The organism is Acuticoccus kandeliae, assembly GCF_003073115.1.
This window is the reverse complement of sequence record NZ_QBBV01000004.1, coordinates 22,776-38,647: the sequence shown is the minus strand read 5'-3', so window position 1 is coordinate 38,647 and position 15,872 is coordinate 22,776. Positions and strand designations below refer to the sequence as shown.

General features: G+C 68.3%; 13 protein-coding genes. 7 read left to right on the top strand and 6 right to left on the bottom strand.

The window, feature by feature from the left end; all coding sequences use genetic code 11:
- A complete protein-coding gene (locus tag DBV35_RS23540; RefSeq protein WP_205648840.1) occupies window positions 1–1,329 on the bottom strand; it encodes an AmpG family muropeptide MFS transporter in 1,329 nt (442 codons plus the stop codon).
- Window positions 1,330–1,520: 191 nt separating this feature from the next.
- On the opposite strand from DBV35_RS23540, the gene DBV35_RS23535 reads away from it, so the two are divergent.
- Window positions 1,521–2,066 (top strand): hypothetical protein, encoded by a 546-nt coding sequence (locus DBV35_RS23535; RefSeq protein ID WP_108663436.1) that lies wholly within the window; start codon window positions 1,521–1,523, stop codon window positions 2,064–2,066.
- A gap of 15 nt (window positions 2,067–2,081) precedes the next feature.
- Here DBV35_RS23535 and DBV35_RS23530 read toward each other — a convergent pair whose 3' ends face one another.
- From DBV35_RS23530 to DBV35_RS23510, 5 genes are all read right to left on the bottom strand, one after another.
- The gene (locus DBV35_RS23530) at window positions 2,082–3,251 is read right to left on the bottom strand and encodes a GGDEF domain-containing protein (RefSeq protein ID WP_157961935.1); all 1,170 of its coding nucleotides are present in this window, start codon (window positions 3,249–3,251) and stop codon (window positions 2,082–2,084) included.
- A gap of 189 nt (window positions 3,252–3,440) precedes the next feature.
- The gene (clcA, locus tag DBV35_RS23525) at window positions 3,441–4,787 is read right to left on the bottom strand and encodes a H(+)/Cl(-) exchange transporter ClcA (RefSeq protein ID WP_108662848.1); all 1,347 of its coding nucleotides are present in this window, start codon (window positions 4,785–4,787) and stop codon (window positions 3,441–3,443) included.
- A gap of 7 nt (window positions 4,788–4,794) precedes the next feature.
- On the bottom strand, window positions 4,795–5,799 hold the full coding sequence (locus DBV35_RS23520) for a 4-hydroxyproline epimerase (RefSeq protein WP_108662847.1): 1,005 nt from the start codon (window positions 5,797–5,799) through the stop codon (window positions 4,795–4,797).
- A gap of 113 nt (window positions 5,800–5,912) precedes the next feature.
- A complete protein-coding gene (locus tag DBV35_RS23515; protein ID WP_108662846.1) occupies window positions 5,913–6,575 on the bottom strand; it encodes a GntR family transcriptional regulator in 663 nt (220 codons plus the stop codon).
- Window positions 6,562–9,489, bottom strand: a complete 2,928-nt coding sequence (locus tag DBV35_RS23510; RefSeq protein WP_108662845.1) for an FAD-binding and (Fe-S)-binding domain-containing protein — start codon at window positions 9,487–9,489, stop codon at window positions 6,562–6,564. Before DBV35_RS23510 ends, DBV35_RS23515 begins: the two co-directional genes overlap by 14 nt.
- A 128-nt stretch (window positions 9,490–9,617) precedes the next feature.
- Between DBV35_RS23510 and DBV35_RS23505 the strand changes: the two genes are divergently transcribed.
- From DBV35_RS23505 to DBV35_RS23480, 6 genes are all read left to right on the top strand, one after another.
- Window positions 9,618–10,817: a pyridoxal-phosphate-dependent aminotransferase family protein gene (locus DBV35_RS23505; protein WP_108662844.1), complete on the top strand. Its 1,200-nt coding sequence runs from the start codon at window positions 9,618–9,620 to the stop codon at window positions 10,815–10,817.
- A gap of 54 nt (window positions 10,818–10,871) precedes the next feature.
- Entirely contained in the window at window positions 10,872–11,840 is a 969-nt protein-coding gene (locus DBV35_RS23500) for a TRAP transporter substrate-binding protein (RefSeq protein ID WP_108662843.1), read from the top strand.
- Between the two features lie 87 nt (window positions 11,841–11,927).
- The gene (locus DBV35_RS23495; RefSeq protein WP_108662842.1) at window positions 11,928–12,482 is read left to right on the top strand and encodes a TRAP transporter small permease; all 555 of its coding nucleotides are present in this window, start codon (window positions 11,928–11,930) and stop codon (window positions 12,480–12,482) included.
- Window positions 12,479–13,759, top strand: a complete 1,281-nt coding sequence (locus tag DBV35_RS23490) for a TRAP transporter large permease (protein ID WP_108662841.1) — start codon at window positions 12,479–12,481, stop codon at window positions 13,757–13,759. The genes DBV35_RS23495 and DBV35_RS23490 overlap by 4 nt, the downstream gene beginning before the upstream one ends.
- 4 nt (window positions 13,760–13,763) lie before the next feature.
- Window positions 13,764–14,546, top strand: coding sequence for an enoyl-CoA hydratase/isomerase family protein (locus tag DBV35_RS23485; RefSeq protein ID WP_108662840.1), 783 nt, complete (start codon window positions 13,764–13,766; stop codon window positions 14,544–14,546).
- Window positions 14,547–14,569: 23 nt separating this feature from the next.
- On the top strand, window positions 14,570–15,742 hold the full coding sequence (locus DBV35_RS23480) for a CaiB/BaiF CoA transferase family protein (RefSeq protein WP_205648885.1): 1,173 nt from the start codon (window positions 14,570–14,572) through the stop codon (window positions 15,740–15,742).
- The last annotated feature ends 130 nt before the right edge of the window (window positions 15,743–15,872 follow it).

The following is a 15,872-nucleotide window of genomic DNA, read 5'->3' as shown; positions in this document are numbered from 1 at the left end:
CTAGTCGGGTGGCGCGTGGCCTTCGGCGCGGTCGGCGGGGGCGGGGCGGCCGGCTTCGGGATAGTGCCGGGCGAGGAACCACAGGAGCACCAGGGCGGGGATCGCGAAGAGGGTCGTCGCGATGAAGAAGCCCGCCCACCCGAGTTGCTCCGCGATCCAGCCGGAGGAGGCGGCGAGCACGGTGCGCCCGAGCGCCATCAGCGAGGTGAGGAGCGCGTACTGGGTGGCGGTGAAGGCGAGATTGCAGAGCGAGGAGAGGTAGGCGACGAAGGCGGCCGAGCCGAGCCCGCCGGCGAAGCTGTCCGTCCCCACCGCGATGGTGAGTGCGCCGATATCGTAGCCGCGCGTCGCGAGCCAGGCGAAGGTGAGGTTCGTCCCCGCTTGCAGGATGCCGCCGACCGCGAGCGCCGGGAGGATGCCGATCCGCGCGACGATGAGCCCGCCCGCGAAGACGCCCGCCATCGTCATCAGCACGCCGAACACGTTGGTGACGCTCGCGATCTCCACCCCGCTGAAGCCGAGATCGACGAAGAACGGGTTCGCCATCGCACCCGCGACCGCGTCGCCATATTTATAGAGGAGCACGAAGGCGAGGATGAGAAGCCAGCCCTTCCGCCCGGCAAGGTCGCGCAGTGGATCGAGCGCCGCGTGGGTGAGCCAGGCGCGCGCCTCCTTCGGCGGCGGCGGCCTGCGGTCCACCGGTTCGTCCGCGATGAGGGTCGCGATGATCCCGACCACCACGAACGCCGCCATGATGGCGTAGACCGTGGACCATGAGATGAAGTCGGCGAGCGCCAGCGCCCCCGCGCCCGAGACGAGCATGCCGATGCGGTAGCCGGCCTGCGTCATCGCCGCGCCCGCGCCCTGCTCGCGCTCGTCGAGGATCTCGATCCGGTAGGCGTCGATGACGATGTCCTGCGTCGCCGAGAGGGTGGCCATCAGGAAGGCGGCGAGCGCCAGCGCGCCCAGCGACTGCGCCGGGTCAGCCTGGCCGACGAGGACGATGGACCCGGCGAGGAGGATCTGGATCGCGAGGAGCCAGCCGCGCCTCAGCCCGAAGCGCCGCGTCAGCACAGGCAGGCGGACATGGTCGAGGAGGGGCGCCCACAGGAATTTCAGGCTGTAGGGTGTGGAGACGGTGAGGAGCCCGCCGATCGCGGCGAGCCCGACATCGGCCTCGCGCAGCCAGAAGGAGAGGGTGGAGAAGCCGAGAAGGAGAGGGAGCCCGCTCGAAAATCCCATCAGGAAGATCACGAGCTGGCGCCGGGTCGCATAGACGGCGAGGGCGTCGCGCCATCGGCCGGATCCGGCGGTCTCTGAAAGGGCCACGATAGGGAGGCTCCGTCGCGATGAAGCGCCACTCATGACGAAGCGCGGGCGATTTGGCCAGAGGGGCGGCTTTGCGCCGGGCGCATCGGAGAAGGCGGCGGCGGACGGGGTGCGTCGCGAAACGGATTGTCTTATTGCTTGGCGGCGGACGGCGCGTCAGGCTCAAGGTCCGCACCAAGAAGGAATGGATCATGCAGGACGTCGACGTGAACGCCGCTCATAAGGGCAAGGGACACCTTGGGGCGGGGTTTTGGCTGCGGGAGAGCCCGCATCTGGCGACCCTCCTCCTGACCGTCGGCGGTGTCGCCTATGTCAGCACGACCGACCGACCGCTCCTTTATTATTGGGATTTCGTGGCGGTGTTCATCGCCGCGGTCTGCATCTTTGTCGGCTGGAAGCGGGCGGACGGCGGCAAGTCCAAGCGGCGACTCATCTGGACTCAGATCCTCCACTGGGCCGCCTTCCTCCTCGCGATGAACCTCGTCTTCCTGCCGAGCGTCCAGGCCGACGTGGACATCGATGGGACGGGCCTCGTCCTCCTGATGCTCCTCGCGCTCGGCACCTTCGTCGCCGGCGTCCACATCCCGTCCTGGCGCATGGCGGCAAACGGGGTGATCATGGCGCTCAGCGTCCCGGCGATCGCGTGGATCGACCAGTCGGCGCTGCTTCTGACGCTCGTCGCGCTCGTGATCGCCGCGATCGCGCTCGCGGTGGTCCGCCACCGCAGCAAGGCCTGACGCGGCCGCTCGCGCCTATTGGATCGCCTTCAGGAAGGGCCGTTCCGCTGCGCTCGTCTCGCCCGGCTTGCGGTCGCGGCTGATCTTCGCCTCGTAGAGGGCGCGGTCGGCCGCGTTGAGGAGTGCGGTGAGGTCGCCCTTGTCATCGGCCTTCCGCTCCGCGCTCCCGGCGCTGACGCGGATCACGATCGGCTGCGTGTTCCACACGAGGATCTTTGTCGCGAGGTCGGTGCGCAGGCGATCGGCGGCCAAGTCCGCCTCGCGCCGCGTCGCGCCGGGAAGGAGGGCGCAGAACTCGTCCCCGCCGATGCGGGCGAGGAAATCCTCCCGCCGCAGCGCGAGCCGCGCGAGCTCCACGAAATGGCAGAGCGCAGCGTCCCCCGCTGAGTGGCCGTGCGTGTCGTTGATCGCCTTGAAATGGTCGAGGTCGAAGAGGAGGAGGCTCACCGGCCGGCCATCCGCCACAAGGCGGTCGAACCGGGCCGCGAGGCGGCGGCGGGTCGGCAGGCCCGTGAGGTCGTCGCGCTCGGCATATTCGGCGACATCGTCGCGCAGGCGCTCGATCGTCATCACCGCGAAACCGAGGCTCCACACCACCGCCCCGAAGATCGCGGCGAGGAGGCCGTAGGACGACAACAGGTAATATTGCATGACGTCGACCGAGCCGGTGATCGACAGCCCGTCGCTGCCGACGAGGCCGAGATGGCCGACGAGGCCGATCGCGAAGCCGCCGATCGCGATCTGACGGCCCACCCGGTGGCGATTGCGGGCAAGGAGGAAGGCGACGCAATAGGCCATCAGCCCGGCGCGCACGAGCGAGAAGATGAGGTCGCGCAGTGCCACCGCGTCCGCCGGGATGACGACCGCGATTGCGATGGACGCGGCGGCGACGAGCACGATGGCGGCCGGATGCGCAGGCATGTCGAAGAAGCGGCGCAGGCCGCACAGCGTCGCCGTGAAGGCGACGATCGACAGAAGATTCCCCCCGATATCGGCCGGGAGCCAGCTTCCGCCGCCCTGCAGCATCAGCACGGCGCCGGTAATCGTGAGGGTGATGCTGCCGAAGAACCAGTATCGCGCGGCGATCAGGGTACGATAGGCGAGCGCGATCGCGCCCCAGAGAATCGAGACTGCCAGAAAATCTATCGCTATAATTATGTATAGTGTTAGATAATCAAGAGCCATAGGTCTCAATCGGCGGCGATGTCTTGGTCGACGCGGGTCGCGTGGTCGGCAGGGAAGAGCGAAGTAGAGTTGTCTCGAGCGTCCTGGTTTTTCCCGGTGGCGCGCTCCGTGAAAAACGGTGACTAAATAAAATCTAAAATAAGCGAATCGGCAAGCGAAGGATGTCCTTCCGCTTGCGCGCGATCGTCCTCATGCGAGGCCCGTCGGCTCGCGCGCGGGGGTCGGGCGGATCCCCGCATTGCGCATCGTGCGCTCCAGAAGCTGCTCGTAGATCGGCCGCCCGCCGCACCATTCGGCGACGATGTTGGCGGCGAAGCAGGTGATGAGGAGCGGCATCACCAGCGTGTATGAGCCGGTGAGCTCCAGCGCGAGCGCGACGCCGACGATCGGCGCGCGCACCGAGGCGGTGAAGAGCGCCCCCATTGCCGCGATGCCGAACGCGGTCGGGGTGGCGTCGAAGCCCGGCATGATCGTCTCGACCCCGGTGCCGAAGGCGAGGCCGACGCAGATGGCGAGCGTCAGGATCGGCGCGAAGATGCCGCCCGGCACTCCCGTGGAGTAGCCGCCCACCATCGAGAAGAAGCGCAGCGCGGCGAGGAAGAGGAGGGCGGCGATACTGTAATTCTCGACGGCAAGAATCATGATCACGCGCTCCCCGCCGGTGACGGCCGCGGGCATCGCGATCAGCGCCGCGCCGCTCAGGAACCCGACGAGCGCGGGATAGGAGTAGGGCACCCGGCGGTGCCAGGCGGCGCAGATGTCGAGAGCGCGCAGGATCGCGCGGTTGAGGAGCACGCCGAGGATGCCGATCGCGATGCCGAGCGGCAGGAAGGTCGGCAGGAGGCCGAGCGAGACCTCGGGAACGAGGATGCGGAAGTCCGGCCCGACGCCGGCAATATATTCGGTCAGCGCGGCCGAGATCACCGAGGCGATGATCACGCCCATGTAGGTGCGCAGCGTGTAGGGGAATTGCTTGCGCGTCTCCTCGATGACGAAGAGGACGGCGGCGAGCGGGGCGTTGAAGGCGCAGGCAAGGCCCGCCGCCGCGCCCGCCGCGAGAAGCCCCCGCCGCTCGAGGTCCGTGAGGTGGCCGAAGACGGAGACGCCCTGCGCGACCGAGGCGCCGATATGGATCGTCGGCCCCTCGCGCCCGAGGACGAGACCGGAGGAGATGGCGAGGATGCCGGTCACGAATTTCAGCGGCAGGACGCGCAGCCAGCGGACGGGGCGCATCCCTTCGAGCGCGCCCTCGATCTCCTGCACGCCGCTGCCGCCCGCCTCCGGCGCGATGAGGCGCACGAGCATCACGCACAGCACCGTCGCGGCCATGGTGATCGCGCCGCCCGCGAGGATGAGGTCGCGACCATGGAGCACGTCCGCGAGCCATTGCGGCCAGGCGGCGAGCGCGTCGATCGACAGGTGGAAGGCCGAGCCGATCAGCCCTGCGATGGTGCCGACGAGGATCGCGCAGACGAGATAGCGCACGTCGCCGCGGAACGCGCGCGCGGGGCGGGGCGCATCCTCGACCGACGACACGGCGGCCTCAGACGAGCTGGAAGCCACGCCAGAGCGGGTCGCGCGGGTCGACGGTGATGGTGTTGTGGCCGTAGACGCGCGCCCAGCCGCCGATCGAGGGCATGATGGCGGGTCGTCCCGCGACCTCGGCCGCCGCCTCGACGCGGCAGTCGAACATCGTGCCGATGACGCTCTCGTGGACGAAGCGGTCGCCGACGGCGAGGCGCCCCTTGGCGACGCGCTGGGCCATGCGCGAGGAGGAGCCGGTGCCGCACGGGGAGCGGTCGATCGCCTTGCGGCCATAGAAGACGGCATTGCGCGCGGTCGCTTCCGCGTTGCGCGGCGCGTCGTCGGCCCACATCACGTGCGAGACGCCGGAAATCCGGTCGTCCTCCGGGTGGACCGGCCGCACCGCCGCCTCCACCGCCTCGCGCACGATCGGGCTCCAGTGGATGAGGGCGTCGACGCTCATCGCGTCGAGGCCGCCGAAATTCTTCTGCGGCTCGATGATCGCGTAGAAATTGCCGCCATAGGAGACGTCGACCACGATCTCGCCGAGGCCGGGCACGTCGACCGCGACGTCGGCGGCGTGAAGATAGCTCGCGATGTTGTAGAGGCGGACCTCGTCCACATAGCGGTCGGGCCTTGTGTAGGTGACGTTGACACGTCCCGCCGGCACCTCCAGCGCCAGGCGGCCCTCCTCCTTCGGGGTGACGAACCCCTCCTCAAGCGCGACGGTGACGGTGCCGATGGTGCCGTGGCCACACATCGGCAGGCAGCCCGACGTCTCGATGAAGAGGACGCCGAGATCGCAATCCTCGCGCGAGGGCGGGTAGAGGATGGAGCCGGACATGACGTCATGCCCGCGCGGCTCGAACATCAGCGATTCGCGCACCCAGTCGTGCTCGCGCAGGAAGATCTGGCGCTTCTCGGCCATCGACACGTTCGGCAGGATCGGGCCGCCGCCCGCGACGACGCGCACGGGATTGCCGCACGTGTGTGCGTCGACGCAGAGGAACGTGTGGGGCTTCATCGGGCGCTCGTGTTGCGGTGCGGAGGATCTCGACCGTCGGGCAAGATCGCCTGATGGTCAATCGTCTCCCGCGGTGCCCCGTCCTAGCATCTTTCCACCGCGCGCCGCACGCCTCATTCGGTGAGGGCGCGGACGACCGTCCTCATCTTGTTGGCGAGGTGTCGCTTCAGGAGCGCGGCGAGGCGCGGGCCGTCCCGCTCGGTGAGGGCGGCGAGGATCTCGTCGTGCTCGTCCATCGCCTGGCGCCAACGGTCGGGGGTCATGTTCGCCACATAGCGCGCGCGCCGCACCCGCTGGGACAGCATCTGGTGATGCTGGGTGAGGGTCGGGTTGCCCGCCGCGGCGAGGATCGCCCGGTGGATCGACTGGTTCAGCTCGAAATAACGCGGCATGTCGGTCGCCTCGAACGCCTCGCGCATAGCGGCGTTCATTTCGGCAATCCCGGCCACCGCGTCGTCGGTGATGCGCGCCGCCGCGGCCTCGCCCGCGAGTGCCTCCAGCGCGCCGAGGACCGGGAAGGCCTCCTCCACCTCGGTGACGGTGACGCGGCAGACCCGCGCCCCGCGATTGGGCACGAGCTGCACGAACCCTTCCGCCGAAAGCATCTTCAGCGCTTCGCGCAGCGGCGTGCGGGAAACGCCGAAGCGCTCGGTCAGCGCCTTTTCCGGAACCTTCTCGTCGCCGCCGAGCTCCCCGGCGATGATCATCGCGCGGATCCTGTCGGCGAGTTCGACCGAGAGAGGCGGGCGGGCGAGGGAGGCGTCATGCACGTTCATGCGATCCCCCTTGCAGGGCGCGCGCCAGGAGCGCTGCGACATGGACGGCCTCGCGCCCGCCGCCGTCGGCGATCTGGTGGCGGCATGAGGTGCCGTCTGCCACGATGATCGCATCGGGCTCGGCGGCGCGCACGGCCGGCAGCAGCGCCGCTTCCCCCATCGCGCGGGAGATGTCGGCGGTCTTGGCGTCGTAGCCGAACGCGCCGGCCATGCCGCAGCAGCTCGATTCGATGGTCGAGACCTCGAGCTCGGGCACGAGCCGCAGCGCCTGTTCGGACACGGAGAAGGCGCCGAACGCCTTCTGGTGGCAGTGGCCGTGGAGATAGGCCTTTTTCGGAACCGCCTCGAAGGGCATCGAAAGGCTCCCGTTCTTGATCCCGGCGACGAGGAACTCCTCGAAGAGCTTCGCGCTCCGGGCGATCTCGTCGGTCTCTCCGGGCAGCATAGCGCCGAATTCGTCGCGCAGCGTGAAAAGGCACGAGGGTTCGAGGCCGACGATGGTCCGCCCCGCCGCGATGTGGGGGGCGAGCGCCTCCACCATCCGCCGCGCCTCGCGGCGCGCCTCGTCGACGAGGCCTGCCGACAGGAAGGTGCGCCCGCAGCAGAGCGGCCGCTCGCCGGGCACCTCCAGCGGCATCACCCGCGCGCCGGACGCGGCGAGCACCTTCACGGCGGCGCGCAGATTGTCGGGCTCGAACCAGCGGTTGAAGGTGTCGGCGAGGAGGACGACCTCCGGCCCGCCCGCCGGGCCCGCCGCCGCCTCGGCATCGCGGAAGGCGTCGCGCCGGAAGCGGGGGAGGGAGCGCTCCTTCGCGAAGCCGAGGAGGGACTGGGAGAGGCCGGCAAGGCCCGGAATGCGCTCCCGCAGCGCCAGGAGGCCGCCTGCGCGCGCGGCCATCGGCGCGTAGTGGGGGAGGTAGGCGATCAGCCTGTCCTTGGCGGAGAGGCCCTTCTCCTTCACCCGCGCGGCCAGGACCTCGATCTTCATGCGCGCCATGTCGACGCCCGTCGGGCACTCGCGCTTGCAGGCCTTGCACGAGACGCAGAGGGAGAGCGTCTCCATCATCTCGTCGGAGGTGAGGGCGCCCTTGCCGAGCTGGCCCGAGAGGGCGAGGCGCAGCGTGTTCGCCCGCCCGCGCGTCACGTCCCGCTCGTTGCGGGTGACGCGGTAGCTCGGGCACATCGCGCCGCCGGAGAGCTTCCGGCATTCGCCGTTGTTGTTGCACATCTCGACCGCGCCCTGGAAACCGCCGAGCGCGCCCGGCCATGCCGACCAGTCGAGCGCGACCTCGCGCGGCTCGGCGTGGTAGCCGGGCGGGTAGCGGAAGAGGGTGCGGTCGTTCATCTTCGGCGGGCGCACGACGCGGCCCGGATTGAGGACGCCGGCCGGGTCGAAGCGGTCCTTCACGCTCTCGAACGCGGCGACGATCTCGGGCCCGAACATCTCGGTGTGGAACTCGGAGCGCACGATCCCGTCGCCGTGCTCGCCCGAGTGCGAGCCCTTGTACTCGCGCACCATCGCGAACGCCTCCTCGGCGATCGCGCGCATGGTCTTGGCGTCCTTCTCGAGCTTCATGTTGAGGACGGGGCGCACGTGGAGGCAGCCGACCGAGGCGTGCGCATACCAGGTGCCGCGCGTGCCGTGCTTCTCGAAGACGCCGGTGAGGCGCTCGGTATAGTCGGCGAGATGCTCCAGCGGGACGGCGCAATCCTCCACGAACGAGACCGGCTTTCCGGCCTCCTTCATGCTCATCATGATGTTGAGGCCCGCGCGGCGGAACTCGGCGATGTCGGCCTTGAGGCCCGCATCGGCGATCTCGACGACGCCGCCCTCATGGTCGCCGCCCGCGCCGAAGGTGAGGCCGAGATCGCTCATCACGTCGCTGAGGCTCGCGATGCGGCGGGCGTTCTCGGCCGGATCCTCCTCGGCGAACTCCACGAGGAGGAGGGCGGCCGGGTTGCCGCGCACGAAGCGCTCCAGCGTCTGGCGGTAGATCGGGATGTCGCGGCCGAGGCCGATCATCGTCGCGTCGACGAGCTCGACCGAGGTGGGGCCGAGCGGCACGATGTGCTGCGGGGCCTCCATCGCGGCGCGAAAGGTGGGGAAATGGCAGGCCGCGAGCGCGGCCGATTTCGGCGGCAGCGGCCAGAGCTTGATCTCGATCGCGGTGGAGAGGGCGAGCGTGCCCTCCGAGCCGACGAGGAGGTGGGCAAGGTTGATCGGCGTCCCGCCATTCGGGACGAGCGCGTCGATATTGTAGCCGCCGACGCGGCGCGACACGTGCGGGAAGCGGGCGGCGATCTCGTCCGCCTCGCGCCGGCCGAGGGCGAGCATGTCGCGGGCGAGCGCATCGTTCGAGCCGGGGTCGAGCGGGCCGAAATGGGCCTTCGTTCCGTCCGCCATCAGCGCGTCGATGGCGAGGACATTGTCACGCATGATGCCGTAGCGCAGCGAGCGCGCGCCGCACGAATTGTTCGCCGTCATGCCGCCGATCGTGGCGCGCGAGGCGGTCGACACGTCGATCGGGTACCACAGGCCATGCGGCTTCAGCGCCCGGTTCAACTCGTCGAGCACGATGCCGGGCTCCACGAGCGCGCGGCGGCCTTCGACGTCGAGCTCGATGATGCCGTTGAGGTGGCGCGAGAAGTCGAGGATCAGTCCCGCATTCACCGTCTGCCCGCACTGGGAGGAACCGCCGCCGCGCGCGGTCAGCGGCACGCCTTCCTCGCGCGCCGCGTCGAGCGCGAGGGCGACATCGTCCATGCTCTTCGGGACGACCACGGCGGTCGGCATCACCTGGTAGATCGAGGCGTCGGTCGCGTAGCGTCCCCGCGTGAAGGAATCGAAATGCACCGTGCCCTGGAGTTCGCTCTCCAGCCGGCGCTTCAATCCCGGTCGCAGAAGTTCCGTCATCGGGGCCCCTTGACGAAATTATGAATTCATAATCCACTTTGCTCCGTTGTGGATGCACCCGCAAGATTGAAATCGCGGCGCCAGCAAGACCGCGGTTCGACATGACGGGACACCGAGGGAGCGTGCGGATGAACACCATGCCGGGTCGGCACTTTCTACAAATCCCAGGGCCGACGAACGTGCCGGATCGAATCCTGCGCGCCATGGACATGCCGACGATCGACCATCGCGGCCCGCAATTTCAGGCGCTCGCCGAGCGCGTCCTCGCGGGGATTCGCGGGATCTTCGGCACCACCAATCCGGTGATCATCTTCCCCGGCTCGGGGACGGGGGCGTGGGAAGCCGCGCTCGTCAACACGCTGTCGGCCGGCGACAAGGTGCTGATGTACGAGACGGGGCACTTCGCCTCGCTCTGGAAGCGCCTCGCGACCCGGCTCGGCCTCCAGCCCGAGTTCATCGAGGGCGACTGGCGCTCCGGCGTCGACCCGGCGAAGATCGAGGAGCGGCTGCGCGCCGACACCGGCCACGAGATCAAGGCCGTGTGCGTCGTCCACAACGAGACCTCGACCGGCTGCACCACGCGGATCGACGAGGTGCGCGCCGCGATCGACGCGGCCGGCCATCCCGCCCTCTTCCTCGTCGACACGATCTCCTCGCTCGGGTCGATCGACTATCGGCACGACGAGTGGGGCGTCGACGTCACCGTCGGCGGCTCGCAGAAGGGGCTGATGCTGCCCCCCGGCCTCTCCTTCAACGCGGTGTCCGACAAGGCGATCGCGGCGCAGAAGGGCGCGGGCCTGCCGCGCTCCTACTGGGCGTGGGATGAGATGCTGGAGGCGAACGGCAAGGGCGTGTTCCCGTTCACGCCGGCGACGAACCTCATCTACGGCCTCGCCGAGGCGATCGACATGTTGAACGAGGAGGGGCTCGACAACGTGTTCGCCCGCCACCAGCGCCACGCCGCCGCGACCCGCGCAGCCGTCGGCCATTGGGGCGGCAATGGCGGGGTCGAGGTTTTGTGCCAGAATCCGCGCCATTTTTCCGGCTCTCTGACCGCGGTCATGATGCCGGACGGCGAAAATGCGGATGACTTCCGCAAGGTGGTGTTGGAGAACTTCAACATGTCGCTCGGCAACGGCTTGTCCAAGCTGAACGGCAAGGTGTTCCGCATCGGTCATCTCGGCGACTTCAACGACCTGATGCTGATGGGAACGCTGGCCGGCGTGGAGATGGGGTTGGAGCTTGCCAATGTCCCGCACCGCAAGGGCGGGACCGAGGCTGCGATGGACGTGCTCACGAAGGCGGCGAAGACCGCCAAGGGCGCGTAACCGCCAACACGGCGGCACGATCGAGAACGAAAAACATGAACAGGGAGAAAACGCATGAAGACGCTATGGATGGCCGGTGCCGCACTCGCGCTGATGGCCGCTCCGACGATGGCCGCAGGGCCGGTGCTGAAGCTCGGTCATGTCGGGGATCCGGGCTCGCTCTATGAATCGACCGCGGCAACCTTCGCCGAATGCGTCGCCGCCACTGGCGCCGCCGAGGTGCAGGTCTTCGGGTCGTCGCAGCTCGGCAACGACGAGGAGATGCTGCAGAAGCTGAAGCTCGGCCAGCTCTCCTTCTCGATCCCGTCATCGATCATGAGCTCGGTGTCCCCGACCTTCGGCGTCTTCGAGATGCCGTACATCATCAAGAATCGCGATCACATGAAGCGTGTGCGCGACGAGGCGGGCGACATGTTCCGCGACGCCGCGCGCGCCAAGGGCTACGAGATCGTCGGCTTCTGGGAAAACGGCTTCCGCAACGTCACCAACAACGTTCACCCGGTGAACGTGCCGGCCGACCTCGAAGGCATCAAGCTGCGCACCCCGAAGGGCCAGTGGCGCGTGAAGATGTTCCAGGCCTATGGCGCGAACCCGACGCCGATGGCCTTTTCCGAAGTGTTCACCGCGCTGAAGACGGGCGTGATCGACGGCCAGGAAAACCCGCTCGCCCAGATCTACTCGGGCAAGTTCCAGGAAGTGCAGAAGTACCTGTCGATGACCGGCCACGTCTACTCGCCGGCCTACCTCGCGACCTCCTCGCGCAACTGGGACAAGTGGCCGGACGCGGTGAAGACCGCCGTCTCCGACTGCGCCCTCAAGGCGAGCGACTTCGCCTATGACAAGTCGGCCGAGCTCGACGCCGCGCTCGTCGACGAGATCAAGAAGGCCGGGGTCGAGGTGAACGACGCCGACAAGCAGGCCTTCATCGACGCCTCCTCCGAGATCTACGCGGAGTTCGGGCAGGAAGTGGACGGCGGCAAGGAGCTGATCGAGAAGATCCAGTCTCTCGGCGCCTCCTCGTAGCGTTCCGCTCGGGCGGCGGCGCGGGCCATCCGCGCTGCCGCATCCCATCACGTCCCCCTCAGTTCCGGCTCGGAAGGAGACGCGTTCGTGCGTGTGCTCGCCCGGATTCTTGGTGAGACCCTCACCTGGATCGTCATCACCTTGATGGTCGCGCTGACCACGGTCGTCGTGGTCGCCGTCATCTATCGCAAGGCTGGCGCTTCGTTGTCCTGGTACGATGAAGTCGCCTCGGTGCTCCTTGCGTGGATCACCTATTATGGCGCAGCGCTCGCGGCGCTGAAGCGCAGCCATATCGGCTTCGACGACGTGCTCCTCGCCCTGCCTCTCGGGGCGCGCAAGGTCGCCGTCATCCTTGCCGAGTGCCTCGTGCTCTTCTTCTTCGGGCTTCTCGCCTGGGCCGGCCTCACCATCCTCGAGATCCTCGAGGGGGAGACGCTCGTCAGCCTGACCTTCGTCCCGGTGTCGGTGACGCAGTCGGTCATCCCGATCGGCGCGATCCTCTTCATCATCGCCGAGCTTCTGTCCTTTCCCTATTATTGGCGTGACGTCATGAGCGGCCATTCCACCGAGCACGCGCCCCTCGCCCACGGCGAGACGCCTTCGCACGATCCCGCAAATCCGGGTCCGGAGGGCGCACGATGACCATCGCGCTCATGTTCATCGCGCTGGTCGCGATGGTGTGCATCAACGTGCCCATCGCGATCGCGCTCGCGCTTGCCGCCGTGGTCGGCATCGCCGTCACCGACGGCATGGAGGCGCTCGTCACCGTCGGCCTCGACATGTATGGCGGCGCGAAATCCTTCTCGCTCATCGCCATTCCGATGTTCGTCCTCGCCGGCGCGATCATGAACGCGACCGGCATCACGCGCCGCCTCATCGCCTTCGTCTCGGCGATGATCGGCTTCGTGCGCGGCGGCCTCTCGATGGTGACGATCGGCGTCTCGCTCTTCTTCGCCGAGATCTCGGGCTCGGCCGTCGCCGACGTCGCGGCGATCGGCTCGGTGCTGATTCCGGAGATGAAGAAGCGCGGCTATGGCGGCCCGTTCGCGGCGGCGGTGACGTCGTCCTCCGCCTCGCTCGCCATCATCATCCCGCCCTCGATCCCGATGATCCTCTACGCCGTGTCCGCGGGCACCAGCGTCGAGGAGCTCTTCGTCGCCGGCATCGTGCCGGGCCTCCTCGGCGCGGCGGGCCTCATGGGCGTCGCCTACTTCCTCGCCCGGCGCTACAACCTGCCGACCGAGGGCCGTTTCGAGGTGAAGCGCCTGCGCCAGACCTTTGTGGAGGCGCTGCCGGCCTTCTCGCTCCCCGTCATCATCCTCGGCGGCATCTTCGGCGGCTTCGTCACCGCCACCGAGGGCGCGGGCCTTGCCGTGGTCGCGGCGATCTTCGTCGGCTTCTGGTACCGCGAGATCAACTGGCGCGCCTTGAAGCAGGCGATGCTGGAGGGCGGCATCCAGACGGCGGTCGTGATGCTCCTCGTCGCCGCCTCGGTGCTGATGGGCGGCTACCTCACCGCGGCCCGCATCCCGCAGCAGCTCGCCGCGGCGATCCTCGACATCACGACGCAGACGTTCCTGATCCTCCTGATCCTCAACGTCTTCTTCCTGATCATCGGGTTCTTCCTGCACTCGGCGGCGGCGATCATCCTCGTGATCCCCATCATCGTGCCGCTGATCAGCCAGGCCGGCATCGATCCGGTCCATTTCGGCCTCGTCGTGACGCTCAACCTTGCCATCGGCCAGCAGACGCCGCCGGTCGCAAGCGTGCTCATCACCGCGTGTTCGATCGCGAAGGCTAACATCTGGGAGGTGTCGAAGGTAAACCTACCCTTCGTCGGGGTGCTCCTCGCGGTGCTCCTGATCTGCACCTACGTGCCGGCCATCCCGATGTTCCTGGTTGAACTCTTCTACAGGTGAGAGTGTGAGCGACAACGAACTGATCCACGAGGAGCGTGACGGCATCGTCACCGTCACGCTGAACCGGCCGGAGGCGCGCAACGCGCTCACCTTCGCGATGTACCGGAGCCTCGAATCGATCTGCGAGACCGTGCCGACCGACGGCTCGGTGAAGGCGATCATCATCACCGGGGCGGGCGAGAAGGCGTTCGCCGCCGGGACGGACATGACCCAGTTCCGCGGCTTCAAGACCGAGCAGGATGCGCTCGATTACGAGCACAATATGGGGACCGTCTACACGGCGGTGGAGCGCTGCAAGGTGCCGACCATCGCCGCCATCTCCGGCGCCTGCACCGGGGGCGGGGCGGGCATCGCGGCGGCGTGCGACCTGCGCATCACCAACGCGAACCTGAAGTTCGGCTTCCCGATCGCGCGCACGCTCGGCAACTGCCTGTCGATCGCGAACCTGTCGCGCCTCTCGGCCATCATCGGCCCGGCGCGGGTGAAGGACGTGATCTTCACCGCCCGCCTCGTCGGCGCGGAAGAGGCGCTCGCCCTCGGCCTCGTCTCCGAGGTGCTGCCCGATCACGACACCCTGATGGCGCGCGCCAACGAGATCGCGTCCAACATCGCGAAGCTCGCGCCGCTGACGCTGCGGGCGACGAAGGAGGGGCTGCGGCGCCTGCGCACCGAAGGGCCGGAGGCGCGCGACGACGACCTCATCCTGATGACCTACATGAGCGAGGATTTCCGCGAGGGCATGGAAGCCTTCCTCGGGAAGCGCAAGCCGGAGTTCAAGGGGCGGTGAGCGGCAAGGGACCCCTCGCCGGAATGCGCGTCATCGAGCTCGCGCATATCATGGCTGGCCCCGTGGCGGGCATGATGCTCGCCGACATGGGGGCCGACGTCGTGAAGGTCGAGAAGCCGACCGGCGACGACACGCGGCGCAACACCCCGCACGTCAACGGCGTGAGCGCCGCCTTCATGATGATGAACCGCAACAAGCGGGGCGTCGCGCTCGACCTGAAGAAGGAGGAGGCGCGCGCCGTTCTGCGCCGCCTTCTCGCCGACGCCGACGTCGTCATCGAGAACTACCGCCAGGACACGATGCAGAAGCTCGGCCTCGGCTACGAGACGCTGAAGGCCGACAATCCGGGCCTCATCTACTGCGCCGTCTCCGGCTTCGGGCGCACGGGCCCCTACGCCTCGCGCGGCGGCTTCGACCTCGTCGCGCAGGGGATGTCGGGCCTCATGTCGATCACCGGCGAGGGGCCGGGCCGTCCGCCGGTGAAGGTCGGCGCGCCCGTCTCCGACATCACGGCGGGCATCCTCGCCGCGATGGGCGTCTCGGCCGCCTATGCCCACAAGCTGCAGACGGGGGAGGGGCAGATGGTCGACACCTCGCTCCTCGAGGCGGCGATCACCCACACCTACTGGCAGTCGGCGATCGCGTTCGCGACCGGCGTGTCGCCGGGGCCGATGGGCTCGGCCCATCCGCTCAACGCGCCCTACCAGGCGTTCCAGACGAAGGACGGCTGGATCAATATCGGCGCGGCCAACCAGAACAACTGGGTGCGCCTCCTCGGCGTCATCGGCGCGCCCGAGCTCGGCACCGACCCGCGCTTTGCCGAGAATGCCGGGCGGATGGACCATCTCGACGAGCTGACCGAGGCGCTGACCGCCCACTTCGTCACCCGCTCGACCGAGGAATGGCTGGAGAAGCTCGAGGAGGCCGGCGTCCCGGCCGGCCCCGTCCTCTCCATCATGGAGATGCACGAGGATCCGCACGTGAACGCGCGCGAGATGATCGTGGAGCTCGACCATCCGGTCGCGGGCATGACGAAGGCGCTCGGCCTTCCGGTGAAGTTCGGCGCGACGCCGGGCAGCGTGACGCGCCACGCGCCGCTTCTGGGCGAACACACCCGCGAAGTCCTCGCCGAGGCGGGCTATCCCGCCGCCGAAATCGAGGCGCTCATCGCGGGCGGCGCGGCGCTCGTCCCCTGATCCGATGCCGATCACCCGCCCCGGCGGCGGGTGATCGGTCCTCGCGGGCCTCGCGCCACGTATTCCTTGCCCCCAATCGTCACAAGTAAACAATTTACGGGAAGAAACGGCACAACAATTGCTGCTTCCG